We start from the raw sequence: 24556 nt of genomic DNA on the forward strand, positions 1-24556 counted from the left end.
GGATCGTCGCCATGGCCACGATCCGCGGAACACGCCTCAGCGGAAGCGCCTGCGCAGGCCGTACGCCAGCCAGAGCAGGCCGCCGAGCAGGCCCGCGCCGAGGACGTAGTAGCCGATCGGGATGCCCTCGTCGGCGGGTCTGGTGGCCGCGGCGGGGTTCCGCCCGGAGCCGGGGGTGGGGACGGCGGGCGGCGCCGAGGCGGTCGGGGGAGCGGGCAGCGGGGTGGGCTCGGGGATCGGGTCGACCAGCTGTCCGACCGGGGTGACCTTGCCGCGGTTGGCGAAGCCCCAGTCGAGCAGGTCGGCGACCTCCTCCCAGAAGTAGCCGTCGTGGCGCATGATCGACACGATGATCGTGTGACCGTTGCGCTTGGCCGCGCCGACGAAGCTGCCCAGGGCCTTGGAGGTCCAGCCGTTCTTGACGCCGATCATGCCCTTGTAGCGCCAGAGCAGCTTGTTGTGGTTGCCAATCTCGTAGTAGCCCTTGGGCGCCGGGAACTTGTCAGTTTTTGTGCTGATATATCGTCGAAAATCGGCGTTGGCCAGGCCGGCGCGGGCGATCAGTGCCAGGTCGTACGCCGAGCTGCTCTGGCCGGGTTTGTCCAGCCCGCTCGGGGTCTTGGCCACCGTGTCGAAAGCCTGCAGGCGCTTGGCCTCGGCGTTCATGTCCGCCAGGGTCACGGCCAGGCCGCCGTTGGCCTCGGCCAGCGCCATCGCGCAGTCGTTGCCCGAGACCAGCATCAGCGCCTTGAACAGGTCGTCGACGGTGTAGAGGGGCTTGGTGACCAGGCCGACCGCGCTGCCCTCCTCGTTCACGGCGCGGGTGCTCGGCCTGACCCTCCGGTTCTTGTCCAGTTTCGGGATCAGGGTGAGCGCGGTCAGCGCCTTCAGGGTGCTCGCGGGCAGGTAGCGCCCGTGGGCGTCCTTGGCCGCCAGCACCGCGCCGGTCTCGGCGTCGGCGATCACGTACGCCTTCGCGGCGGTCTTCGGCGGGGCCTTCACGCCCGAGGGGACGATGAGACCCCGCTCGGCGAGCCGGGAGCCGCCGACCGGCTCCCTCTCGCCCCGCGCGTGCGGGCCCAGCGCACCGGCGCCCGCGAGGTGGCTCAGGAGATCCGCACTCGACGGACCGGCCGGCGAGCCGGCGTCCGCCCGTAGTGCCGGTGAACCGGCCGCGGACACACCCGCGGTCCTGGCCTGAGCGGGTGCGCCGAGAAAGGTGGTCGCCGCGAGCAGCACCCCGACGGGCGCGAGATGTTTGATCCCCATGATGATCTCAGGGTAGCTTCGTGCCGGTTCGCATAGAGTTAGAGGTGCCCTGACCAGGTACGGGCCACTCGGCGGGATACTGACACCATGCAAATATCACGAAAGATCGCCGCTTTTCTGATCGGCCTTGCCGCTTTCATGATCTTCGAATGGATCAACCTTGGCTTCAACCTCGCGGACGGCCACCCGACGGCCTTCTACGTGGTCCACGGAATCCTGATCGCCGTCAACATCGTGCTCGCGATCGTGCTCGGCGTGATCGGCCTACGCGGTTGGTCGCAGCGTGAGCAGGGTTCTTCGGTGTAGCTCGGCGGCCTCCTCGGCGGAGTCGCCGATGCTGGTGAACCCCAGCTTGCCGAACTCGGTGATCGCGCCCAGCAGGTGCAGCACGTTCCCGGTGCGGCTCTCGCGGTCGAAGCCGAGACCCGCGTCGTGAACCAGCTTGACGACCTCCCCGGGGGTGCGGCCCTTCAGCGTGGGGGAGGCGCAGTTGTCCGTCGCCACGTAGTACTTCGGCCGCCCGTCGCGCATCAGCGTGCCGGTGCCGGGGTCGTACGACGCGCCGGTGGTCAGGATCGCGGCGCCGAGCGGGTGGGTGGTGCCGCCGATGCGCAGGTTGATCTCACACAGCAACGTCCGGTAGCCGCCGTCGGTCTTGACGGCGAAGAAGTCGACGCCGAACAGTCCCACCACGCCGCGGTCCGCCAGGACCCTGGCGATCCGCGCGGTGTACGCGCCCAGCTCGGCGCGGTACTCCCGCCGGGCGGGGAAGCTGCAGCCCTGGTAGACATCCCCGTTGGGGCCGCCGAGGACCTGTTCGTGGGTGGCGACCACGTCGTAGACGCCGCCGGGGGTGATCCTCGCCAGCGCGCTGGGGGAGCACAGCGGCCGGTCCTCGATGAACTCCTCGATCACCGCCCCCCGCTCGGCGATCTTCTCGGCGAACGTCGTCCAGTTCTCGTCGGAGGCGGAGAAGCTCGTGGGGCAGGAGACGAGCGGCCGGTCGTCCTTGGTCACGATGGCGTTCCCGAGCCCCGAGTAGCTGTTGTTGAGCTTGACCATCAGCCTGGTCGTGGGGCTCATCGCGCGGGCGGCGTGCTCCACCTCGGTCAGCGAACGCAGGTCGCCGAAGCCCCTGACCGTCGGCACCCCGGCCTCGTCGCCGATCGCGCGTCCACCACTCTTGGACCCCAGGTGGGCCAGGGAGGTGGCCGGGCCGTACACCGGCAGGGAGAGCAGCTCGGCGAGGCGTTCCTCGTACTCGCTCACCACGAACGGCACCATCCAGGCGCCCCCGCCGTCCTCGCGGGTCTTTCGACGGTCCCCGAGCGCGGCGCGGACGCGTTCGATCACGTCCGGGCGGCGCAGCAGCGCCTCGGTGAGCGGGTGCGTGTCGGGATCATCCAAACTGATCATTTGCAGGCGGGTACGGGCTTCGTCCGGATCGTCGAGGAAGCTCAGGTAGTAGTCCACGACCGCGTCGTTCACCGGCATCGAGGTGAGGTAGACGACCTCGACCTTCGGCTCTCTCAGGGTGAGGAGCAGGAAGAGCAGTCGTTCCTCGTAGCAGAGGGCTCCGGTGATCCTGCGCAGTTCATCCTGGGGAAGCGACAACGAGGGAAGGACCACCAGCGTGCCCTCGTCCGGTTCAAATATGCTCAAACGCGACTGCCTCTCCCCGAATGGGATGTTAGCGATCATGTGAGGAGTGAAACATGCATTCATCCCGTTTACATCACTCCGCCGGGTTCGATGACCGGCACCTGAGGTCAGGTAAATTGCCAGGTCGGCGATGTTTGGAAGTGGCCCGGGAGTGTCATCCTCCGGCCGGGCCGTCACCCCACATGACTACCGTCCCGTAGTCAATACGAGTCATCCCTTCTGGTTCCCTCGGGGGAGAAGGTGTACGAGTGAGGTATGGGGCGGCAAAACATTTGGCGTGGATGTCGGCGAGTTGCTCGCGGGGCGAGATAAAGTCGTTGTCATCGCCAATGCGACGGCTGCCCCGGACCACAGGCTCGCAGCTCCCGCGTCGGCGCCGACCAGCCCGCGCTGACACGGCCCGTGAGACCCACTCCGGCCCGTCGGTGTGGCGATCACTTTTTTCGGGACTGCCTCATGGGTTTCGAGATCCTGGGCAGTGGCACGGTGCGTCGAGGATGAAGGACCGCCGGCGCGGAATAGGACGGTGAGCAATGCGGGGGCGTAATTTGCGGGGAGAACTCGACACGTTCCTCGCCGGTCGCGAGCAGGAACTGATCAACTTCCGTCGAGACCTGCACATGCATCCCGAGCTCGCGTTCGCCGAATACCGCACGACGCAGCGCATCGCCGAGCGCCTGACCGCCGCGGGGCTGGCCCCCTCGGTGCTGCCGCGCGGCACCGGCCTGCTCTGCGACGTCGGCAGCGGTGACGGTCCCACCGTGGCACTGCGGGCCGACATCGACGCGCTGCCGGTGCCGGACGAGAAGGACGTCCCCTACAGCTCGACGGTCCCCGGCGTGTGCCACGCCTGCGGCCACGACGTGCACACCGCGGTTCTGCTCGGCACCTCGCTCTTCCTCGCCCAGCAGGCCGAGGCCGGCCTGCTGCCCGGCAGGGTCCGGCTGATCTTCCAGCCCGCCGAGGAGCTTCCCGGCGGTGCGCTTGAGGTCATGGCCTCCGGTGGCATCAGCGGTGTCGACCGCATCTTCGGTCTGCACTGCGACCCCCGGCTGGACGTCGGCAGGGTCGGTCTCAAATCCGGTCCCATCACCTCGGCCTGCGACAAGGTGACGATCCGGGTGAGCGGTCCCGGCGGGCACACCGCCAGGCCGCACCTCACCGCCGACCTCGTCTTCGCGCTCGCCAAGATCCTCACCGAGCTGCCCGCCGCGCTCTCCCGCCGGGTCGACCCCCGCTCCTCGCTCAGCCTGGTCTGGGGCCGGGTGGAGGCGGGTTCGGTGGCCAACGCCATCCCGGACGACGGCGTCGCCGAGGGCACCGTGCGCTGCCTGGACGAGGCGGCCTGGCACGCGGCCCCCGACATGATCAAGTCGCTGCTGGAGTCGGTCGCGGGCGCGTACGGCGTCGAGGCCGAGATGGACTACACACGCGGCGTGCCGCCGGTGGTCAACGACAAGATCAGCGTGCAGATGCTGGCCGAGGCCGCGGAGGGCGTGCTCGGCGAGGGTGCCTCCGGGCCGACGGAGCAGAGCCTGGGGGGTGAGGACTTCGGCTGGTACCTGGAGTCCATCCCCGGCGCGTTCGCCAGGCTCGGCACCCGCGAGCCGGGGACGGCGCACCTGGCGGACATCCACCAGGGCACCTTCGACGTGGACGAGAGCGCCATCGGTACCGGGGTGCGATTCCTCGCGGCGACCGCGCTGACCGCGCTCTGGGAGGGGCAGCGCCCCGTCGCGGACGAGGCCCTGATGGCACTGAAGGCGCTGAAGGCCGACAACTGACGCGCCCCCGGGGCGTAGTTGCCCGAAAAATTCCGACATATCCCGAGGAAACGGCCGACGATCTGGAGAGAAAGATCGTCGGTCCGGGGGGTGGCCCGTTGCGGGTCGCCTTCAAGGCTACCCGTAAGTAGCTCCATTGGGCCCGGTGTGTCACAAGGTGGCCTGAGCTGCATAACGGACCTGTTTCGGACTCGTGTACCGGTTTGGTCAACCCTGATGGACCAACTATCTTCCGTGCAGGGTTGCCGTGCGTCTCTTCGCGCGTGCACTGAAACGCGAAGGGAGTCCATCTTGCTTCAGAACCGATTCGGCAAGCTGGCCGCGACCGCACTGGCGGGCAGCATGCTCATGGGAGCTGCCGCGTGTGGTGGAAGCGAGGAAGCGACCACGTCGGCTCAGCCGAGCGAGGCCGCCAGCAGTGCGGCGCCGGCCGCGACGGGACCCAAGGTCGGTCTCGCGTACGACATCGGCGGGCGTGGCGACCAGTCGTTCAACGACTCCGCGGCGGCCGGCCTCGACAAGGCCAAGACCGAGCTGGGCCTGGCCGAGGTCAACGAGCTGGAGGCCGGTAACGGCGAGACCGAGGCGGCCAAGGAGGAGCGGCTCCGCCTGCTCGCCGACGGCGGCTTCAACCCGATCATCGCCGTGGGCTTCGCCTACTCCGGCCCGGTGAAGAAGGTCGCGACCGAGTTCCCCGACGTCAAGTTCGCGATCGTCGACGACGCCGCGGCGGTCGCCCCCAACATCTCCAACCTCCTCTTCGCCGAGCACGAGGGTTCCTTCCTGGTCGGCGCCGCGGCGGCGCTGAAGAGCAAGAAGAACCACGTGGGCTTCGTCGGCGGCGTCCAGGTGCCGCTGATCAACAAGTTCGAGGCCGGGTTCGCCGCGGGCGCCAAGGCGGTCAAGTCGGACGTGAAGATCGAGGTCAAGTACCTGACCCAGCCGCCGGACTTCACCGGCTTCACCGACCCGGCCAAGGGCAAGACCGCGGCCGAGGGCATGTTCGACGCGGGCGCCGACGTGGTCTACCAGGCCGCGGGCGGTTCCGGCGGCGGCGTGTTCGAGGCGGCCAAGGCCGCCAAGGGCCTGGCCATCGGCGTCGACTCCGACCAGGCCAAGACCGCGGCCCCCGAGCTGCAGGGCCTCATCATGACCTCCATGCTCAAGAAGGTCGACGTCGCCGTCTTCGACTTCCTGAAGAGCTTCACCACCAATTCCGTGAAGTCGGGCGTCACGACGTACGACCTCAAGGCCAATGGTGTCGACTACTCCACCACCGGTGGCCAGGTCGACGACATCAAGGCCCAGCTCGACGAGTACAAGCAGAAGATCATTTCCGGCGAGATCACCGTGCCGGACAAGACCTCCTGACCTGGTATTAATGAGGGGCCCGGCGGACATTTCCCCCGGGCCCCTCGTCCTACGCTCACCATCACGTTCCGTATCGGGCACCCGTACGGAGGAGGCCGTCATCAGCACCCCGGCACCGGCCGTCGAACTCGAGGGGATCACGAAACGATTCCCCGGCGTCGTCGCCAACCGCGACATCTCTCTCTCCGTGCGGCAGGGACACGTGCACGCCGTCGTCGGAGAGAACGGCGCGGGCAAGTCTACCCTCATGAAGATCCTTTACGGTATGCAGCGCCCGGACGAGGGCCAGATCCGCGTCAACGGCAAGGACGTGAGCTTCCGCTCGCCCGGCGAGGCGATCGCGGTGGGGATCGGCATGGTCCATCAGCACTTCATGCTGGCCGACAACCTGACCGTGCTGGAGAACGTGATCCTCGGCAGCGAGCCCCGCAGGGGCGGGGTCGCCATCGACTTCGGCGCGGCGAGAAAGCGGATCAAGGAGATCTCCGACTCGTACGGCCTCGGCATCGAGCCCGACGTCACCGTCGAGGATCTGGGCGTGGGCGCGCGCCAGCGGGTGGAGATCCTGAAGGTCCTCTACCGCGGCGCGCGGATCCTCATCCTGGACGAGCCGACCGCCGTGCTGGTGCCGCAGGAGGTCGAGGAGCTCTTCGCCAACCTGCGCGAGCTGGTCCGCGAGGGCCTCACCATCATCTTCATCTCCCACAAGCTGGACGAGGTGCTCTCGGTCGCCGACGCCATCACGGTCATCCGGCGCGGCACGACCGTGGCCAGCGTGGATCCCAAGGACGTGACCGCCAGGCAGCTGGCCGAGCTCATGGTCGGCAGCGAGCTGCCCAGCCCGGAGACCCGCGAGTCCACCGTCACCGACGTGGTGGCGCTGTCGGTGCGCGGCCTGACCGTCCACTCGGGGGACGACCGCCGCGTTGTGGACGACGTCGGCTTCGAGATCCGCAAGGGCGAGGTGCTCGGCATCGCCGGGGTCGAGGGCAACGGCCAGGCCGAGCTCGTCGAGGCCATCATGGGCATGCGCGCGGCCGGGGGCGAGATCCGCCTCGGTGAGCACGACATCTCCGCCTGGACGACGCTGCGCCGCCGCGAGGCGGGCATCGGCTACATCCCCGAGGACCGCCACCGGCACGGCCTGCTGCTGGAGGCCCCGCTCTGGGAGAACCGCATCCTCGGCCACCAGACGCGGCGGCCCAACGTGAAGGGCCCCTGGATCGACCGCGCGGGAGCGCGCGAGGACACCCGGCGCATCGTCGAGGAGTACGACGTCCGGACCCCGGGCATCGACGTGGACGCCTCGGCCCTGTCGGGCGGCAACCAGCAGAAGCTGATCGTCGGCCGGGAGATGAGCGGGGAGCCGGTGTTCCTGATCGCGTCCCACCCGACGCGCGGCGTCGACGTGGGCGCGCAGGCCGCGATCTGGGACCATCTGCGCGCCGCGCGCGCCGCGGGCCTGGCGGTCCTGCTGATCTCGGCCGACCTCGACGAGCTCATCGGCCTGTCGGACACCCTCAAGGTGATCCTGCGCGGCCGGATCGTCGCCGAGGTCGACCCCAAGGACGTGACACCCGAGCAGCTCGGTTCGGCCATGACGGGTGCTGGAGAGGCGGCATGAACACCCATGTAGCGAGCACTCCCCCCGGGGTGCCCGGATGAGTCCGGAAAAATCCACCTTCACCGACCGGTTGCTCGGCAGGGTCTCCCCGACAGGGCTGCTCTCGCTCGCCGCCCCGCTCGCCGCCATCGTGTTCGCCGCCCTGGTCACCATGATCGTTCTGCTGATCACGGGCGACCCGCCGGTCGAAACGATGGCCATCATGGCCGAGTACGGCGTGCGGCCGCGCTCGATCGTGCTGTCCCTGAACTACGCGACGACCTACTACCTGTCCGCGCTGGCGGTGGCGATCGGGTTCAGGATGAACCTCTTCAACATCGGCGTCGACGGCCAGTACCGTCTGGCGGCGCTCACCGCCGCGGCCGTCGGCGGTGCGGTCGCCCTGCCCGCCCCGCTGCACGTCGCACTGATCATCTTCGTCGCCATGCTGGTCGGCGCGGGGTGGGCGGCGATCGCCGGGCTGCTGAAGGTGCGGCGCGGGGTCAGCGAGGTCATCTCCACGATCATGCTGAACGCCATCGCGACCGCGCTCGGCGCCTGGCTGCTCAACAAGGAGCGCTTCGCGGTCGAGGTCGCGGGCAGCAACAACATCGGCACCAAACCGATCGGCCCGTCCGGCCAGGTACCCGGTCTGGAGATCATCCCCGGCACCCAGACGAAGGTGTTCGGCCTGATCATCCTCGCGGTCGTGATGGGCGTCGTCTACCACGTGGTGCTCAACCGGACCCGCTTCGGCTTCGACCTGCGCGCCACCGGCCGCTCGGAGACGGCCGCGGTGGCCAGCGGCGTCAACGTCAAGCGGATGGTCCTCACCGCGATGATCCTGTCCGGCGCGGTGGCGGGCCTGGTCGGCATGCCACAGCTGCTCGGCGCCTCCTACAGCTACAGCCTGGACTTCCCCACCGGACTCGGCTTCACCGGCATCGCGATCGCGCTGCTCGGCCGCAACCACCCGGTCGGCATCGCGTTCGGCGCCCTGCTGTGGGCCTTCCTGGAGACCTCCTCCGGCATCCTGCAGATCAAGAAGATCTCGCCGGACATCGTCACCATCATGCAGGGCACGATCGTGCTCTCGGTGATCATCGCCTACGAGCTGGTCCACCGCTACCAGGTCTCCGCCGAGCAGCGCCGGGTGAGCCGCCAGCTGGCGAGCGCCGCCCCGACCAGGGAAGGAACGCCGGTATGAGCCAGGGCGCCCTCACCACGCCGGAGACTCCCTTCCTGGAGCCGAAGGCCGTCACCCGCAAGTTCAGGATCACCTGGCGGGTCCTGCTGCTCGCCCTCGGCGCGCTGGTCCTGCTGCTGTCGTTCGCCCGGGCCGTCACCGGCGCCGTCGACCTCACCTCGGCGGGCGCGATCAACGCGTCCGTCGCGCTGGCCATCCCCATCGGCCTGGCCGCTCTCGGCGGCCTGTGGTCCGAGCGGGCCGGGGTGGTCAACATCGGCCTCGAAGGCATGATGATCCTGGGCACCTGGTTCGGTGCCTGGGGTGCGCTCCAGTTCGGCAACCCCTGGGCGGGCGTGGTGGCGGGCCTGGTCGGCGGAGCCCTGGGCGGACTGCTGCACGCGATAGCCACTGTGACGTTCGGGGTCGACCACATCATCTCCGGTGTCGCGATCAACATCCTCGGCCTGGGCGTCACCCAGTTCCTGTCCAAGGTCACCTTCGCCGAGATGCCGGGCGGCGGCGACTCCCAGTCGCCCCCCGTGCCCAAGCCGGGCGTGGTGAGCCTGCCGTGGATCGGAGACTCGCTGAAGGCACTGGAGGCCAGGCAGTGGTTCCTGCTGTCGGACGTGGCGGGCATCCTGCGCGGCCTGACGACGAACATCTCGCTCCTCACGATCCTGGCCATCCTGCTCGTCCCGCTGACCTACTACGTGCTCTGGCGCACCGCGTTCGGCCTGCGTCTGCGCTCCTGCGGGGAGAGCCCGGTGGCCGCCGAGTCGCTGGGCGTCAACGTCTATCTGTACAAGTACGTCGCGGTGGTCGTCTCCGGGGCCCTGGCGGGCCTGGGCGGCGCGTTCCTGGCCCAGGTGGCGGCCAGCGCCTACCGTGAGGGGCAGACCGGCGGTCGCGGCTTCATCGGCCTCGCCGCCATGATCTTCGGTAACTGGCGGCCCGGCGGGCTGGCCGGCGGCGCCGTGCTGTTCGGCTACACCGACGCGCTCCAGCTCCGCAGGGGCGGCGAGTCGGTGCACGCGCTGCTGCTCGTGGTGGCGGTCCTGATCGTCGCCGTGGCCGTCTACCAGCTGGTACGGCAGAACCGGACCCGGGCGGCGCTGATCACCGGGGTCGCGGCGGTCGCGGTGTTCGTCGTGTTCGCGCTGACCGACACCGTCCCCTCGGAGTTCACCTCGGTCACCCCGCACATCACCACGCTGCTGGTGCTGTCACTGGCCGCGCAGCGGCTCCGCCCGCCCGCCGCCGACGGAGTGCCATACCGCAGGGGGCAGGGTAAGTGACCATCACGCGCGTCTCACGAGTGGACCTGATCTGATGAGCACCGAGATGAGCATTGACTGGGCGGCTCTCAAGGCCGAGGCCGTGCGGGCCATGGGGCATGCCTACGCCCCCTACTCGAAGTTCCCGGTCGGCGCCGCCGCCCTGGTGGACGACGGGCGGATCGTGTCCGGCTGCAACGTCGAGAACGCCTCCTACGGCATCGGACTGTGCGCCGAGTGCGGGCTGGTCTCCGCGCTCCAGGCCACGGGTGGTGGCCGCCTGGTCGCGTTCACCTGCGTCGACGGGCACGAGGAGTTGCTCATGCCGTGCGGCAGGTGCCGCCAGCTGCTGTACGAGTTCGGCGGCCCAGAGCTGCTGCTGGAGACCATCGACGGTCCGAAGCCGATGTCGGAGATCCTTCCGTACGCCTTCGGACCGGAGAACCTGAGCCGGGGGGCCTGAGCATGGACGCGATCAACGTCATCGTCACCAAGCGGGACGGCGGTGAGCTGTCGGCCGAGCAGATCGACTGGGTGATCGACGCCTACACCAGGGGCGTCGTCGCCGACGAGCAGATGTCCGCGCTCGCGATGGCGATCCTGCTCAACGGCATGAACCGGCGGGAGATCGCCGGGTGGACCCAGGCCATGATCCGTTCCGGGGCGCGGATGGACTGGTCGGCGCTGCCGGGGCCCACCACGGACAAGCACTCCACCGGCGGCGTCGGTGACAAGATCACGTTGCCGCTGGCTCCGCTGGTCGCCGCGTGCGGGGGCCACGTGCCCCAGCTGTCCGGCCGGGGGCTCGGCCACACCGGCGGCACCCTGGACAAGCTGGAGTCCATCCCCGGCTGGCAGGCGTCCCTGTCCAACGACGGGATGCTCGACGTGCTCGGCAAGGCCGGCGCGGTCATCTGCGCGGCGGGTGACGGGCTCGCCCCGGCCGACAAGAAGCTGTACGCGCTCCGCGACGTCACCGGCACGGTCGAGTCGATCCCGCTGATCGCCTCCTCGATCATGTCGAAGAAGATCGCCGAGGGCACCGGCGCGCTGGTGCTGGACGTCAAGGTCGGCTCCGGGGCCTTCATGAAGACTCCTGAGCGGGCCCGTGAGCTGGCCACGACCATGGTCGCGCTGGGCACCGACGCCGGAGTCAACACGGTCGCGCTGCTGACCGCCATGGACCGGCCGCTGGGCCTGGCCGTGGGCAATGCGCTGGAGGTCACCGAGTCGGTCGAGGTGCTCGCCGGCGGCGGCCCCGCCGACGTGGTCGAGCTGACCGTACGGCTGGCGCGGGAGATGCTTCAGGCGGCGGGCCTGTCCGGTGGCAAGGACCCGGAGCGGGCCCTCGCGGACGGCTCGGCGATGGACGTCTGGCGCCGGATGATCTCCGCCCAGGGCGGCGACCCGGACGCCCCGCTGCCCACGGCCGCCGAGACCATGGAGATCACCGCGCCCTCGTCCGGCGTGCTGTCCAGGCTCGACGCGTACGGCGTGGGCCTGGCGGCCTGGCGGCTCGGCGCGGGCCGGGAGCGCAAGGAGGACCCGGTGTCGTTCGGCGCGGGCATCGTGCTGCACGCCAAGCCGGGGGACCCCGTCCGCGAGGGGCAGCCGCTGATGACGCTGCACGCGGACGAGACCTTCCGCTTCGAGCGGGCGCTCGCCGCGCTGGAGGGCGCCTACACCATCGGGGAGAGCGCCGACCCGGACCTGCTCCCCCTGGTGATCGACCGCATCACGGCCTGACCCAGAAAGATCGGTCTATTTTAGAGAGATGGGACAGAAGGGCGAGGAGACGCGCGGCCGGTTGCTCAACGCGACGCAGGACCTGATCGAGGGCGGGGGCTACTTCGAGGCGGGACTGAACCGGGTGATCGCGGCCAGCGGGGCGCCGCGTGGTTCGCTCTACTTTCACTTCCCCGGCGGTAAGGACCATCTGGTCGCGGAGTCCGTCCGGCGGGCGGGTCGCGAGATCGGCCAGGTCGTGCACGACCTGGCCGAGACCGCGCCGGACACGGTGACCATGGTCACCGCCATGCTCGGGGTGCTCGGCGACCGGCTGGAGGCGTCCGGCTGGCGCAAGGGTTGTCCGGTGGCCACGGTCGCGCTGGAGATGGCCGCCACCAACGATCCGCTGCAGGAGGTCTGCTCGGAGGCGTACGGGTCCTGGGAGGGCTCGCTCCGCGACCGGCTGGCAGCCGACGGGCACCCCGAGGCCGCCGATGCCGCGGTCGCCGTTCTCGCCCTGATCGAGGGTGCGCTGGTGCTCGCCAAGGCGCATCGCAGCCGGGAGCCGCTCGACCGGGTGGCCCGGCAGGTCACCGCGTTGCTCTAGGAGGATCCGGTCCGGTAGGTTCCTGCGTGTCCATAAAATATGTAGACCGATCTATTTTGAGGTGATCGCATGGCCGTCGGCCCCATCGACTCCGTGGTCTTCGGCGCGGCCGGATTCGTCGGTCGCTCCCTGGTGGCGGAACTTCTCCGCGCCCGGCGCGGGGTGGCCGCCGCCGTGCGCGGGCGGGCGGACCGGCTCACGTCATGGCTCACCGGGCAGGGAGTGGACACCGCGCGGCTGACCGTCGTCACCGCCGACATCACCGCGCCCGGGCTCGGCCTCGACGGCCTGGCGGACCTGGGGCAGGTGCGTGACGTCTACAACACCGCGGCGCGCTTCGCCTTCGGGCTGAGCGCCGAGGAGGCGAGGGCGGTCAACGTGACCGGGGCGCTCAACGTGGCGGACTGGGCCGCCACCAGGCCCGGCCTGCGCCGCCTGGTGCACATCAGCGGCTATCGCGTCAGCGGTGACTCACCGGACCGCCGCGGCGATCTCGCGGTGGACTACCGCCAGGGCGCCTACAAGGCGTCCAAGCGGGAGGCGGACGCGGCGCTCCGCGTCCGGGCACGCGAGCTGGGCATCCCGCTGACGATCGTCAACCCCGCCACCGTGGTCGGCACCGGTCAGTTCATCGGCCTGGCCACGGTGGTCAGGGACCTCTGGTACGGACGGCTTCCCGCGCTGCCGGGCGGCCCGGACATCTTCCTGCCCGTCGTGGACGGTGACTACTTCGCCCGCTTCACCGCCGCGCTGCCCGAGCACGAGGAGACCGAGGGGAATGCCTACTGGGTGCTCGATGACGAGACCCCCAACCTGCCGGAGCTGGTCAGGACGGTCGCCGGGCACCTGGGGGTGCCCGCGCCCCGCCGGGCGATCCCGGTCGGGGTGGTCCGGCGGCTGCCCCGCGCGCTCACCGGGGCCGATCCCGAGACGCTGTCGTTCCTGTCCGCCGACCGCTACGACACGGCCCCGGCCCGGAGCTTCGCGGAACGGGCCGGACTGGTCATGCCGCCGGTCGGGGAGGTGCTCCGGCGCTGGGCGGACGGGCTGGTCGCCGCCCGCTTCGGCCGCGGGGTCCCGCCGCGCGAGCCCTACGGGTTCCACGACGTGGCGGGGGTCAGGACCTGGGTGGCGGGGGAGCGCGAAACCCCCGAGTACGTGCTGTTCCACGGCCTGCCACTGGACGCCGACTCCTGGGACGCGGTACGCGGACGGCTGGACGCCCCCGCGCTGGCCGCCGACCTGCCCGGTCTGGGCCGCTCCGCGGCGGCCCGGCGGAGCGGCCCGGGGCGCGGCCACCCGCTGGACGACTGGACGGCGGCTCTGATGGGGCCGGTCAGGACCAGGCCGGTGCTGGTCGGGCACTCCTTCGGCTGCGGGCCCGCCCTGCGCTACGCCGCCGCCCACCCCGACCGGGTCGCCGAGGTGGTCCTCGTCGCCCCCGCCTTCCTGCAGGCACCCTCGCCGCGGCTGCTGCGGTCTGGGATGGCCGTGCCGGTGCTGCGCCGGATGCGGGAGGAGCGGCTGGGGAGGATGCTCGGTGTTCCAGCCGGCGCGATCGCCGACATGCGGCGGCCGGGGGCGGCCCGCCGGGTGATCGAGGCGACCAGGGTGGCCCACATCGCCCGGGACGGGCTTCGCCGGTCGCTCGACCGGATCGAGGTGCCGGTGACGATTGTCGCCGGGGCCGCCGATTCGCCGGTCGCCGGCAGGAGTGCCGCCGTGATAGCGGGCGCGGGGCACTATCCCCAGCTCACGCATCCCGAGGAACTAGCCGAGGTGTTGCGGGCGGCCGGCAGGCGGGCCCGCCAGGAGCCTTCGCGACCGGCTCGGGGCTGAACCTCCGCGCTCATGCGCGAGACGCGGGCCCCGATCGCACGCTCCGCTCCCGGCGGCGATTCGCGGTCGCGTGCCGCGAATCGCCGCCGTCGGGGTCGCACCCGCCGGACAGCGGGGCCGGGCGGGTCTCAGGCTCACGCGGGTTGCGCGGCCTGCCACGGCGGGCGGCGGTCGATGCGCGTGAGCACCTCCGGGTATCCGAACCGGCGGTCGATACGCCGGGTCGCCTCGGCCCAGTCGGTCATGGAGCGCACCGGGGACAGCGTCTCGACCACGAAGGGATCGCTCCATCGCTCGACGGCGCGCCGCCAGAGCACGTCCGGGGCCTCGGTCAGCAGGTTTCCCACGCACCCCTCGTAGATCGGCATGGCGCGCACCTCGCCGTCGGGCTCGATCTGCATCAGCGGGAACCCGTAGCTCGCGACGATGCCGGGGTGCATCATCAGGATGAAGTTGTCGGAGGTGGTCACCGCCAGCGACGCCGGTGCCAGTGACCGCAGCCGCTCGGTGTACTCCTCGCTGGTCAGGGTGGCGAGCTCCTCGTTGCCGAGCAGTTCGGTCTCGGCGAAGCCGGGTCGGCTGGCCAGCCCGGACGGCACCGCCGCGGCCAGGTTGAGAAAGCGCATCCGCGGGAACCGAGGGGCGATGTCGGTGCAGAAATCCGCCAACTGGTGGAAATTGCTCCGCACAACCGAGCAGTCGATCCCGAAGATCAGCGGAGTGCCGCCCTCTGCCGCGCGCCGGGCGGCGATGTCGTCCAGCATGGCCAGGGCGTTCATCGCGCGGTCGAAGGAGCCGGCCCTGCCCCGTACCCGGTCGTGCACCTCCGCGTCGGTCCCGTCGATGCTGACGGTGATCCGCTGGAAGGCCCGGGCCGCCTCCTCGGCGGTCTCGGGGGTGAGTGTCCATCCGCCGGTGTAGAGGTTGACAGTGATCCCCGCGCGGCCGATGTGCTCGGCGATCTCGTAGATCCCCTTGACCACCAGGGGCTCGCCGCCCGCGAACTCCACCGAGTCCGGGCGCATGGCGATGATCGCGTCGGCGAGCCGCAGCATGTCGCCGTGGCTCAGCTGCCGGGCCGGGCGCCTGCCCGACTCGGAGTAGCAGTGGATGCAGCGCAGGGGGCAGGCGTAGGTGACGTCCCAGATGATGTCGGTGGGCTTGTTCACAGGGGCGCTCATGAGGACCTCCTCGTCGAGATCGGATGCCCGGGACCGGCGCCGGGCGTTCGGTCGTTCGTCCAGTGCCCGACCAGGTCGGCGTACAGGGGGGAACGGGTCAGCAGGTCCGCGTGGGTCCCGAGGTGTGCGGCGGTGCCGTCCAACAGCAGGATGCGCCGGGCTCGGATCGCGGAGCTGATGCGGTGGGCGATGACGATGAGAGTGCCGGGCCGGGCGGCGAACGCGCTCTCGGCCCTCGCCTCGGCGGCGGGGTCGAGATGGCAGGTCGCCTCGTCCAGGACGACCAGGCGGGCCGGGGAGGCGTAGGTCCGTGCCAGGGCGATCAGTTGCCGCTCTCCGGCCGACAGCGCGGCGGGTTCGTCGATCTCGGCGTCGAGGCCGCCGAGCCGTTCGACGAGCGCCCGCGCGCCCACCCGGTACGCCGCCTCGTCCAGCCGGGCGTCCGCGGTGCCGGCCGGGCACAGGTAGCCGAGGTTCTCCCGGACCGTGCCGGCGAAGACGTACGCCTCCTGGGGCACGAGCGCCACCATGGAGCGCAGGCCGGGTTCCGCTATCGCCTCCAGCGGGAGCCCGCCGAGCAGGATCTCCCCGTGGGTCGGCCGCCGCAGCCCGGTGAGCAGCAGGGACAGGGTGGACTTGCCGATGCCGCTGGGGCCGACCACGGTCAGGTGGTCTCCCTCGGGGATCACCAGGTCGAGGTCGTGTACCACGGGCGTGGCCTGGGGGGCGTAGGCGAAGCCCAGCTCTTTGGCCCGCAGTTCGCAACCGGCGGGCACGGCGACCGCGTAGGCGGCGTCGGCCGGCCCGGTGGCGGCGGGCGCGTCGCCGGCGGGCACCGCGATGGTCTCGGCGATGCGGCGCAGGGTGACGGCGAGGGCCACGCCCCAGCTCGAGAGGATGCCGGTCATCGACTGCAGGGCGGGCTGCAGGCCGGTCACCAGGTAGGTCACCGCGCCGACGACCTCGCCCACGCTCAGATGCCCCTGTCGCGTCAGCGGCTCAGCGGCGATGACCAGGCCGAGCAGCGGCACGTGGGCGCCGATGGCGACGATCAGCCGCCGGGACATGCCAGCTCGGGCCAGCGCGTGCGTGGCCGCGGCCTGGGCGTCCACCGCGGCCCGCACGGTGGCGTACGCCTGCTCGTGCGCCCCGCAGGCGGCGATGTCACGCGTGCCCTCCAGGATCGGGGTCGCCTCGGCGGTGAGCGTCTCGTCGGCGAGGATCAGCCGGCGCTGCCGGACCAGCAGCACCCGCATCAGCCAGGCGCACACCGCCACCGCCACGAGTACGGGTCCGGCGACGATGGCCGCGGCCAGGGGCGAGAGCACCAGCAGCCCGGCCAGCGCGGCGATCAGCGAGATGCCCAGCCCGTGCGTGGTGCGCAGCAGTGCGGACACCAGGTTCCGCAGCGTCTCCACCTGCCCGGTGATACGGCTGACGGCGGCGGTGTCCGGCCGGTCGCCGCGGGCGGCGCGGGTCACCGTGGCCGTGACGACGGCGCGCACGAGGTCGTCGCGCAGCGGCTCCACCACCGCGGCCAGGTGGGGGAACATCAGTCGCGTGGCCGCGGTCCTGAGCAGCATCGCGACCGCGAACAGGCCGAGCCAGGCCAGACCGGTACCCGGGCGTCCGGCGAGGAAGCCGTCGTCGACGGCGCGGGCGATGAGCAGCCCGGACAGCAGCCCAGGGACGGCCTCCACCAAGGCCCATGTCAGGGCGAAGGCCAGGGGCCGCCTGCGGGGGCGCAGCAACGCGAGCAGCAGCCGGAACCCGCCGGAGGGTTGGCCGTCCTCTCCCAGGCGGAGGACGGGCGCCGCCGTGAGCGGGGCGGACGCGGGGGTCACAGCCGAGCCGGGCACGGTTCCTCACTCCATGAGCTGTCGTCGCTTGCGTCGCCGCCGGGGGCCGGGCCGACGGCGAACAGGGCGCGGTACGCCGGGTCCTGCCACAGCGCCCGGTGCGTGCCCCGGCCCCGGATCCGGCCGCCGTCCAGCCACACCACGTGGTCGGCGCGGGCGGCGGTGGCAGCGCGGTGGGCGATGACCAGGCGGGTGGTCCCGCGCATGCTCTCGACCAGCGTGCGAGTCACCTGGGCCTCGGTCGCGGTGTCCAGGCTGGACGTGGCGTCGTCCAGCACGGTCAGGCGGGCCCGCCGCACCATGGCGCGGGCCAGGCCCAGCCGCTGGAACTCCCCGCCGGACAGCGGGGCGATGGCGGCGGGGGTGTCGTAGCCCTCGGGCAGGCGGCGGATGACGTCGTCGACATGTGCGGCCCGCGCGGCCTCGCGGACGCTGTCGCGGTCGAGCGCGGGCCTGCCGTAGGCGATGGCCGAGGCGAGGTCGCCGCCCAGGAGGACGGGGCGTTCGAAGGCGTAGGCGACCGCGCCGCTCAACGACTCCGGGGCCACATCGGCGAGGTCGCGGCCGTCCAGCAGCACCTGCCCGCGCTCGGGGTCCAACAGCCGCCCGGCCAGCAGGGACAGGGTGGTCTTGCCCGCTCCGGACGGCCCGACGAGGGCGGTCAGCGCCCCCGGGGCGATGTCCAGGTCGATGGCGTCGAGGAGGTGGGAGCCCTCGCGGGTCACGGTCACGCCGCGGAACGACAGCGCGCCGGGGCCGTCCGGCAGCGGGCGGGTGCCGGGCACGAGGGGTGGCAGTACGAGGACCTCCTGGATGCGGCGGGCCGCGGCGCGGGCCTCGGCGACCCCCAGGAGCGCGTCGACCTGTTCGATGAAGCCCACGCCCATCGCCGCGTAGCCGGCCACGGCGAGCAACTGCCCTGGCTGCAGCCGGCCGTCGGTGACGCCGAGCCCGGCCACGGTGAGCACGAGCACTTCGATGATGGGCAGCAGCAGGGTGATCTGCCAGACGCCCCGCGCCTGGGCCCGCCACATGGCGTGACCGGCGTCCGACAGGTCGGTCAGCGGGCGCAGCACCCGGGTGATCTCGCGATCGGCGGTGCCGGACGCCCGCACCGTGCGGATGCCGGCCAGGGTGTCGGTCAGGCGCGCGGCCAGGCGCCCGTGCGCGCTCTGATACCGCTCGTACACCCCGGACAGCCGGGTGACGAAGAGCCGTACGATCACCAGCGCGACGGGTATCCCGATCAGGAAGGCGACACCCGAGCGCCAGTCGGTCACCAGCAGCAGGACGATGCCGCCGCTCGTGCTGACGAGTTCGGCGGCCGTGTACAGCAGGGTGAGCGGGACGCGCCCGGCGCTCGCCGTGTTGCTCACCAGCCGGTTGGCCAGTTCCCCGGCCGGGAAACGGCGGGCGCCGGCGGCGTCGAGCCGGAGGAGGTGGGAGGTGAAGCGCAGGCGCAGGGACGCCGTCGCGGACGCGGTGGTCGCCGCGCCGGCGAGGGCGCCGATGAGATCGGCACAGGTGGCAACGGCCAGGACGAGCGCGAGGAACCCTGCGGCTCGCGCGCCCTCGCCGGACACCACACCGTCCACGGCGGTGGCCAGCGCGGCGGGCAGGGCCAGGGCGGCGGCCGTCGACAGGGCGACGGCCGCCGCGGTCACCGCCAGGGGCGCCCAGAGGCCGCGCGCCGTGGCGGCGAGGAGGCGATCACCATCCCGCCGCGTCACCTGCCCGGCGTGGGAATCCGAGGCTTGGTCCGGCATTAGGGGGCCACGACACCGGTTATGAAGCTCGGCAACGTGCAGGTGCACCCGCAGGGATACAGCCTGGACTCCTGGACGGCCGGGAGCAGGTCAAGAGTGGTGATGTCGAGTTCCATCGGTTTTCCTTTCTTCTTTCACGCCGCCGGATCGAGGCGGCTTGGGGACCGGCCCGGCCTGCGGAAGGGCACGGACCGAAACGCGCGTCCCGGGGAACCGGTCCGGCGGCCCGCGCCTCAGCCGGCGCGGTCCTGCCCGCCGCGCAGGAAGCCGAGCACGCGCTCCCTGATGGCATGCCCGCCGATGTCGGACAGCGGGTCGTGGCCCGCGCCGGGAACCTCCAGGTAGGTCACCGGCGCGGCGTCGGGGTGGCGGGTTCGCCGCAGCCGCTCGTGCAGGCGGCGGGAGTGGCCGACCGGGATGATCGAGTCATCCTCGCCGTGCACGATGAGCAGCGGCAACCGGATGCGGTCGGCCAGCCGGAGCAGATCGCGCGGCCCGAGGTCGTCATCGTGGATCTCCTCGCGCCCGCCCAGCCGGTCGATCAGGTTGCGAACCGAGACCGGCCCGTCCTCGTAGAGCAGCCGGCCGGACAGGAACGGCGCGACGGCCACGGCCCGCTCCCACAGATCCGGCTCCGCCGCCGCGGCCAGCAGCGCCAGGTACGCGCCGTAGCTCGCGCCGTAGAGCATGGGCCGCGGCCCGCCCGGGCCGCGCTCGGCCGCCAGCAGGCGGCCCAGATACAGGATGTCGGCCAGGTCGGGACCGCCCCAGGCGCCGTGGATGGCATCGCGGTGTGCCGCGCCGTAGCCGGTGCTGCCCCGCTGGTTGGGCGCCACCACCGCGATCTCCTCGGCGGCGAGGCGCTGGAACAGCGGGTCGAAGTCGAGCTGCCACGCGGCCTCGGGGCCGCCGTGCAGCGCCACCACCAGGTGCGGGGCGCCGACCGGATCTCCGTACACGACGGCCTCCGTGCTGCCCGCCGGCGCCGGATACTTCCGCACCCGCGGCGAGGCCCACCCGGACCAGTGCTCGCCGGTCGCGGCCAGGACGCGCGGCCGGGACGGGTCCGGAATCGTGATGACGCCCGTCGGATGGTCGGCGGCGCTGTGCACCAGATGCAGGCCGGCGTCGGACCAGTGGGCCGTCGGATGCAGGGCGCCGGGCGGCAGCTCGATCTCGTCGGGGGCGTCCGCCGTCAGATCATGGACCAGCAGGTGGGAGCGGGCGCTGTGGGTGACCGACAGGGCCAGGAGCCGCCCGGTGGGGTCCAGCGCCAGCGGGGCCACGCTGCCCTCGACGGCGTTCAGCCGATCGGGGAAGGCCGTCGGCGCCGGGTCGTCGAGGCGGCGCACGCCGAGCCGGTAGCCGCCACCGCGCGACGCGGCGGTCAGCAGCACCCCGCCGCGTGGCGCGGCCAGCAGCAGGTGCTCGCCGGCGGGCAGGCCGAGGGACGTGATGGTGCCGCGCGTCAGATCCAGGACCATGGTGCCCGTCCCCGGCTCGCCGGTGGCCAGCGCGAGGGCGTGCCCGCGCTCGTCGAGCCAGACCGCTCCGCCGATCGAGTGCGGCACCCGGATGATCTGTTCCGGCGGCACGGCCCCGCCGGGCAGGCGCCACACCGTGGTGCCACCGTCCCCGTCCATCTCCAGCACCAGAGCGGGGGTCCGCGCCGTACCGGGGAGGAGCCGCAGACCGCCTCTTCGAACGGCGATCAGCTCGACCTCCTCGACCGGCCGCCCGCCCTCGGCACGGGACGCGGCGAAGGTGAGCCGCGAGCCGTAGGCTCCGGACCGGCACAGCAGCAGGTCGCCGTCGTCCGTGGGCAGCGGCACGCTCGCCGCGCTCTCGCCGTCTCGGGTGCGTACCGCCCGGGGCCGGGGCTCGGGGCCGGTGAGGTCCCACAGTTCCGGGTACATCGCGGGGTCGCGGTCGTCGGCGGCCAGGCAGGCGGCGTACCTCCCGCCGGGGGAGAAGCGAAAGTTCAGCCGATGGACGAACGACCGCTGCCGCTCGCCGGTCACCGTGGCGGCCGGGCTCATCGTGTCGGAGATCATCACGCCTTGCCGCCGCGTGTCCATGCCTCGGCGCCCGTCTCGGCCATCCACCGGCGCGGGCCGCCGTGCCGCAGCCGGTACAGGAAGTCCAGCACCCCGGCCAGCCCGGTGTTCCAGGCGACCGAGATCTCCTCGCCGGAGAGCTCGTCGGGCACCACCATGAGCCCGTCGCGCAGGACGGCGCGCGCCCACAAGGACGCCGCCAGTTCCTCCGCCTGGTCGTGATAGGCGCGCTCGCCGAGCAGGTCGGCCATGTCCAGCAGGAACTGCCCGTCGCCGGCGATTCCGTGACACGCGGCCGTCCCCGAGGTCAGCCGGCTGCCGTGGACGGCCAGCGCGGCCGCGTGGGCGGCGTCCCGGAAGCGCTGCTCCCCGGTCGCCGCGTACAGGCGCACCAGGTAGGTGCCGACGCCGGAGGAGCCGTTGCACCAGTGCGGCAGCTTCGTCCCGCCCCCCGGGCCCTCGGCCCACCAGGCGCTCTCCCCGCGGTACTCGGCCGCGCCGAGCAGGGTCTCCCCGGCGAGCAGGGCGGCCTCCAGGCAGTCGTCCCGGTCGAGCGCGACCCCGGCGGCCAGCAGATACGCGCCGACCCCGGCGACGCCGTGCGCGAAGCCGTAGTGCTCCGTACCCGCCAGCGCGGAACCGAAGTCCTTGGGGATGGGCCACAGCACACCGTCCGCGGTCCGTTGCGCCGCCTTGAGCAGGCCGTCGGCGCAGGCGTCCGCCAGGTCCCGGAATCGCGGGTCGCCGGTGGCGCGCCACAGGTGCAGCAGGGCCGTCCCCGTCCCGGCCGCGCCATGGCAGATGTCCGGGTTGGGCCAGGTGACCGGCAGGTCCAGCCCCAGCTCCACGCCGGCGGTGCGCAGGCTCTCCTTGTCGAGCGCGCGGCCGGCGTCGTGCAGGGCCACGGCGATGCCCGCCCGGCCGAAGTACAGGCCTGGGGAGGGTCGCTGTTCGCGCGCCGGCCGCCGCGCGGTCCAGTCCGCCGCTTCCCACAGGGCGGCGGTCAGGCTGGCCCGGGTGTCCGGCGGCAGCGCGTCGTCCGCCCGAGCGGGGTCCAGCACGGCGGCCCACAGAGCGATCACCCCGGCGGAGCCGTACTGGACGGCGCATGGGTCGGCGGTCAGGCCGAAGCCCCAGTTGGGCCACAGGCGGGCGACCGGCTGCTCGCCGGTGCCGGGCGACATGGTGCGCAACGTGTAGGCGAGCCCGTCGTGGAGCAGGCGGTCCTGCTCGGCCGCGCCCAGCCGGAAACCGGCGGTCCGGGTGGCGGGCCCCAGGGCGGCGACGTCCACGTCGTCCAGGAACTCCCGCACCCGCGGCAGGTCCCAGCGCTGCGCGGGATCCTCGCGCATCAGGCCCAGGATCAGCGGGGACAGCGCGGTGGCCAGCGGGTCGCCCGCGACCGCCACCCGCACCACCGTCTCCACCCGCTCGTCCCAGGACCGCGCGTCGGCGGGCCGGTCCCGCAGGAAGGGCGGCTGGCAGGAGGTGGCCGTGAACAAACTCGTCGCCCCGAGCGCGTACAGGTCGGCCTCCACGCCGAGCGCGGGAGCATACAGGGCGGAGTTCGCCTGCTCGGGCGGTGCGTAACCGGGAGTGAACGCGCGCCCGACCGGCGTGCCGGGCACGACGGTCATCTCCAGGTCGATCAGGCGGCAGTCGCCGTCCTCCGTCACCATGACGTTGTTGGGCGTCAGGTCGCGCAGCACATGGCCCTGTTCGTGCACGACGGCGACCAGCGCGGCCAGGCGGCGCAGGACGCCCAGCACGGCGCCGGGCCGGTCGTGCTGAGCGGCCTCCCAGTTGTTCAGCGGGGTGCCCGCGATGTGTTCCTGCGCCAGGAACAGGTTGTCGTTCTGTTCGAAGAGGAGCACCTTGCGCGCCGTGACGCCCAGCGGCCCGAAGATCTCCAGCATGCGCGCCTCATGGCGCATCCGGTCCCGATCATCGGTTCCGTCGAGCCCGGCGCTCAGGTGGGGGCGCGCCTGCTTGATCACCACCTGGCCGTCGTCCGCGCGGTCCTCCGCCAGGAACACCCCGCCCTTGGCGCCGTGCCGGATGGCCTCGCGCACCACGAACCGATCGGCCAGCAGCACCGCCTGCGGCGCCGTGGTCCGCACCGGAGCCTGGCCCGACTCGAAGGGGCACTCCGCCCAGGCCGGCGGGGAGTACCACGCTCTGCGCTCGTCGGTCTCCTGAGTGCCGTCGGGCGCGGTGAGTCGCGAGGCGTAGGAGCCGTCGTTGTCGAGCACGCTGGTCGCCGAGAACACCCCGAAGCGGTAGTACACCAGGCTGCCCGGCCGGTAGATCCGGTCGGAGAGGATCGGCGCGCCCGGCAGGCCGTAGGTGGCCTCGTGCAGTTCCTCCGCGATCTCCGCCGCGCTCGCGTCGTCGGGCGGATAGACCGTGATGAACTTGCCCACCGATCCACGGTCCTGGTTGCGTGCCACGAGCCGGCCCAGCTCGTCGAAGTCGGTGGCGTACTTGAAGGGGCAACGGCGGCGCCCCAGCACCCGCACCGCGCGCGCCAGCACCACCGGAGCCGACAACGGCGTCGCCGCCACATGCAGCTTCCAGCCCTGCGCCTGCGTGGTCGCGCCGGCCGGGGTCACGTACGTCCAGGGCGAGTCGACGTGGAATTCCCAATCCGGGACGCCGTCGGATCCGGTACCGGATATCGAGTCCTTGTCACCCGCTGTGCGATGCAATGTCGCACGGGCGATGTCCCCCAGGACGTGACGGTCTGCACCGGAGACGCCGTCCCCCGCCGAACCACGTTCATTCACGACGCCGAATCTCCATTCGTGTTCTCCGGCAGGGGACGATGTCGAGCCATTGGTGCGAAACGACTGCCCGGATCTCGCCCGTGACCGGTTCCGCCGGTAATCCTCCGGACGCGGACCAGCCTGCCAGCGGCGCCTAATGGCGGTCTTAAGGTCTCCACGCCCGCCGGGCCGGCCCGTGCCGGGGTGCGCATTAAGAGTGGCTAAGCGGCCCGTAAGAACCCCCGGTTACCGTCGGCGCCGTCAGGAATACACGTCGGCAACTCCCCGGCCCCACGATGAGAGCTCGTTGAGCACCAAGTCGGACGAGTACGAAGCGGCGCTCAAGGAAAGCCGCCAGAGGTTCACGGCCCCGCTGTTCTCCGCCGGCTGTGAGGACTTGCTCGCGGTACAACGCACACGGCGTCCACATGACGCATGACGTCGAGCGCTCGAACGGTGCGGCGAGCCGGGCATGGACCGGCTCGGAAAGGTGCTCAAGACGCGATCCCGCGCGGAGGCCATCGCGAACTGCTTGATCGCTGACCGCGCGCCCACGGACTCCGCGGGCCTCGCCGGCGGACATCGAGACCCCCGCATCACCG

At 71.8% G+C, this 24556-nt stretch carries 17 protein-coding genes; 10 read left to right on the forward strand and 7 right to left on the reverse strand.

Features of this window, described 5'->3' with window-relative positions; translation table 11 throughout:
• Positions 1 to 36: 36 nt before the first annotated feature.
• The gene (locus ABT061_RS01985; protein ID WP_350911632.1) at positions 37 to 1269 is read right to left on the reverse strand and encodes a D-alanyl-D-alanine carboxypeptidase family protein; all 1233 of its coding nucleotides are present in this window, start codon (positions 1267 to 1269) and stop codon (positions 37 to 39) included.
• Positions 1270 to 1356: 87 nt separating this feature from the next.
• Between ABT061_RS01985 and ABT061_RS01990 the strand changes: the two genes are divergently transcribed.
• Positions 1357 to 1575, forward strand: coding sequence for an SCO4848 family membrane protein (locus ABT061_RS01990; RefSeq protein ID WP_030912524.1), 219 nt, complete (start codon positions 1357 to 1359; stop codon positions 1573 to 1575).
• Here ABT061_RS01990 and ABT061_RS01995 read toward each other — a convergent pair.
• A complete protein-coding gene (locus ABT061_RS01995) occupies positions 1534 to 2931 on the reverse strand; it encodes a peptide ligase PGM1-related protein (RefSeq protein WP_350911634.1) in 1398 nt (465 codons plus the stop codon). The two genes, ABT061_RS01990 and ABT061_RS01995, sit on opposite strands and share 42 nt — an antisense overlap.
• Before the next feature lie 533 nt (positions 2932 to 3464).
• Here ABT061_RS01995 and ABT061_RS02000 point away from each other — a divergent pair.
• The 9 genes from ABT061_RS02000 (at position 3465) to ABT061_RS02040 (ending at position 14326) form a co-directional block, all read left to right on the forward strand.
• On the forward strand, positions 3465 to 4715 hold the full coding sequence (locus ABT061_RS02000) for a M20 family metallopeptidase (protein WP_350911636.1): 1251 nt from the start codon (positions 3465 to 3467) through the stop codon (positions 4713 to 4715).
• 291 nt (positions 4716 to 5006) lie between these two features.
• Complete coding sequence (locus ABT061_RS02005; RefSeq protein WP_350911638.1) at positions 5007 to 6086, forward strand: BMP family lipoprotein; 1080 nt, start codon at positions 5007 to 5009, stop codon at positions 6084 to 6086.
• Positions 6087 to 6186: 100 nt separating this feature from the next.
• Positions 6187 to 7710 (forward strand): ABC transporter ATP-binding protein, encoded by a 1524-nt coding sequence (locus tag ABT061_RS02010; protein ID WP_350911968.1) that lies wholly within the window; start codon positions 6187 to 6189, stop codon positions 7708 to 7710.
• A 37-nt stretch (positions 7711 to 7747) separates the two neighbouring features.
• Positions 7748 to 8896, forward strand: a complete 1149-nt coding sequence (locus ABT061_RS02015; RefSeq protein WP_350911640.1) for an ABC transporter permease — start codon at positions 7748 to 7750, stop codon at positions 8894 to 8896.
• Positions 8893 to 10173: an ABC transporter permease gene (locus ABT061_RS02020; protein ID WP_350911642.1), complete on the forward strand. Its 1281-nt coding sequence runs from the start codon at positions 8893 to 8895 to the stop codon at positions 10171 to 10173. The genes ABT061_RS02015 and ABT061_RS02020 overlap by 4 nt, the downstream gene beginning before the upstream one ends.
• Positions 10174 to 10219: 46 nt before the next feature.
• A complete protein-coding gene (locus tag ABT061_RS02025; protein ID WP_350911644.1) occupies positions 10220 to 10615 on the forward strand; it encodes a cytidine deaminase in 396 nt (131 codons plus the stop codon).
• A gap of 2 nt (positions 10616 to 10617) precedes the next feature.
• Positions 10618 to 11898, forward strand: a complete 1281-nt coding sequence (locus ABT061_RS02030; protein WP_350911646.1) for a thymidine phosphorylase — start codon at positions 10618 to 10620, stop codon at positions 11896 to 11898.
• 28 nt (positions 11899 to 11926) lie between these two features.
• Positions 11927 to 12487, forward strand: coding sequence for a TetR/AcrR family transcriptional regulator (locus ABT061_RS02035; protein ID WP_350911648.1), 561 nt, complete (start codon positions 11927 to 11929; stop codon positions 12485 to 12487).
• A 69-nt stretch (positions 12488 to 12556) separates the two neighbouring features.
• On the forward strand, positions 12557 to 14326 hold the full coding sequence (locus ABT061_RS02040) for an alpha/beta fold hydrolase (protein ID WP_350911650.1): 1770 nt from the start codon (positions 12557 to 12559) through the stop codon (positions 14324 to 14326).
• Positions 14327 to 14460: 134 nt separating this feature from the next.
• Here the strand turns inward: ABT061_RS02040 and ABT061_RS02045 are convergent, their stop codons facing one another.
• From ABT061_RS02045 to lanL, 5 genes are all read right to left on the reverse strand, one after another.
• The gene (locus ABT061_RS02045) at positions 14461 to 15507 is read right to left on the reverse strand and encodes a radical SAM protein (RefSeq protein WP_350911651.1); all 1047 of its coding nucleotides are present in this window, start codon (positions 15505 to 15507) and stop codon (positions 14461 to 14463) included.
• The gene (locus ABT061_RS02050; RefSeq protein ID WP_350911653.1) at positions 15504 to 17366 is read right to left on the reverse strand and encodes an ATP-binding cassette domain-containing protein; all 1863 of its coding nucleotides are present in this window, start codon (positions 17364 to 17366) and stop codon (positions 15504 to 15506) included. The genes ABT061_RS02045 and ABT061_RS02050 overlap by 4 nt, the downstream gene beginning before the upstream one ends.
• Complete coding sequence (locus ABT061_RS02055) at positions 17348 to 19096, reverse strand: ABC transporter ATP-binding protein (protein WP_350911655.1); 1749 nt, start codon at positions 19094 to 19096, stop codon at positions 17348 to 17350. The genes ABT061_RS02050 and ABT061_RS02055 overlap by 19 nt, the downstream gene beginning before the upstream one ends.
• 269 nt (positions 19097 to 19365) lie before the next feature.
• On the reverse strand, positions 19366 to 21186 hold the full coding sequence (locus ABT061_RS02060) for an alpha/beta hydrolase family protein (RefSeq protein ID WP_350911657.1): 1821 nt from the start codon (positions 21184 to 21186) through the stop codon (positions 19366 to 19368).
• Positions 21186 to 23975 carry a class IV lanthionine synthetase LanL gene (gene lanL / locus ABT061_RS02065; protein WP_350911659.1) on the reverse strand — a complete coding sequence of 930 codons (2790 nt, stop codon included), beginning with the start codon at positions 23973 to 23975 and terminating at the stop codon, positions 21186 to 21188. The genes ABT061_RS02060 and lanL overlap by 1 nt, the downstream gene beginning before the upstream one ends.
• Between the last annotated feature and the right edge of the window lie 581 nt (positions 23976 to 24556).

It is taken from the genome of Streptosporangium sp. NPDC002544 (genome assembly GCF_040295965.1).
In the GTDB taxonomy this organism is placed as follows: Bacteria; Actinomycetota; Actinomycetes; order Streptosporangiales; family Streptosporangiaceae; genus Streptosporangium.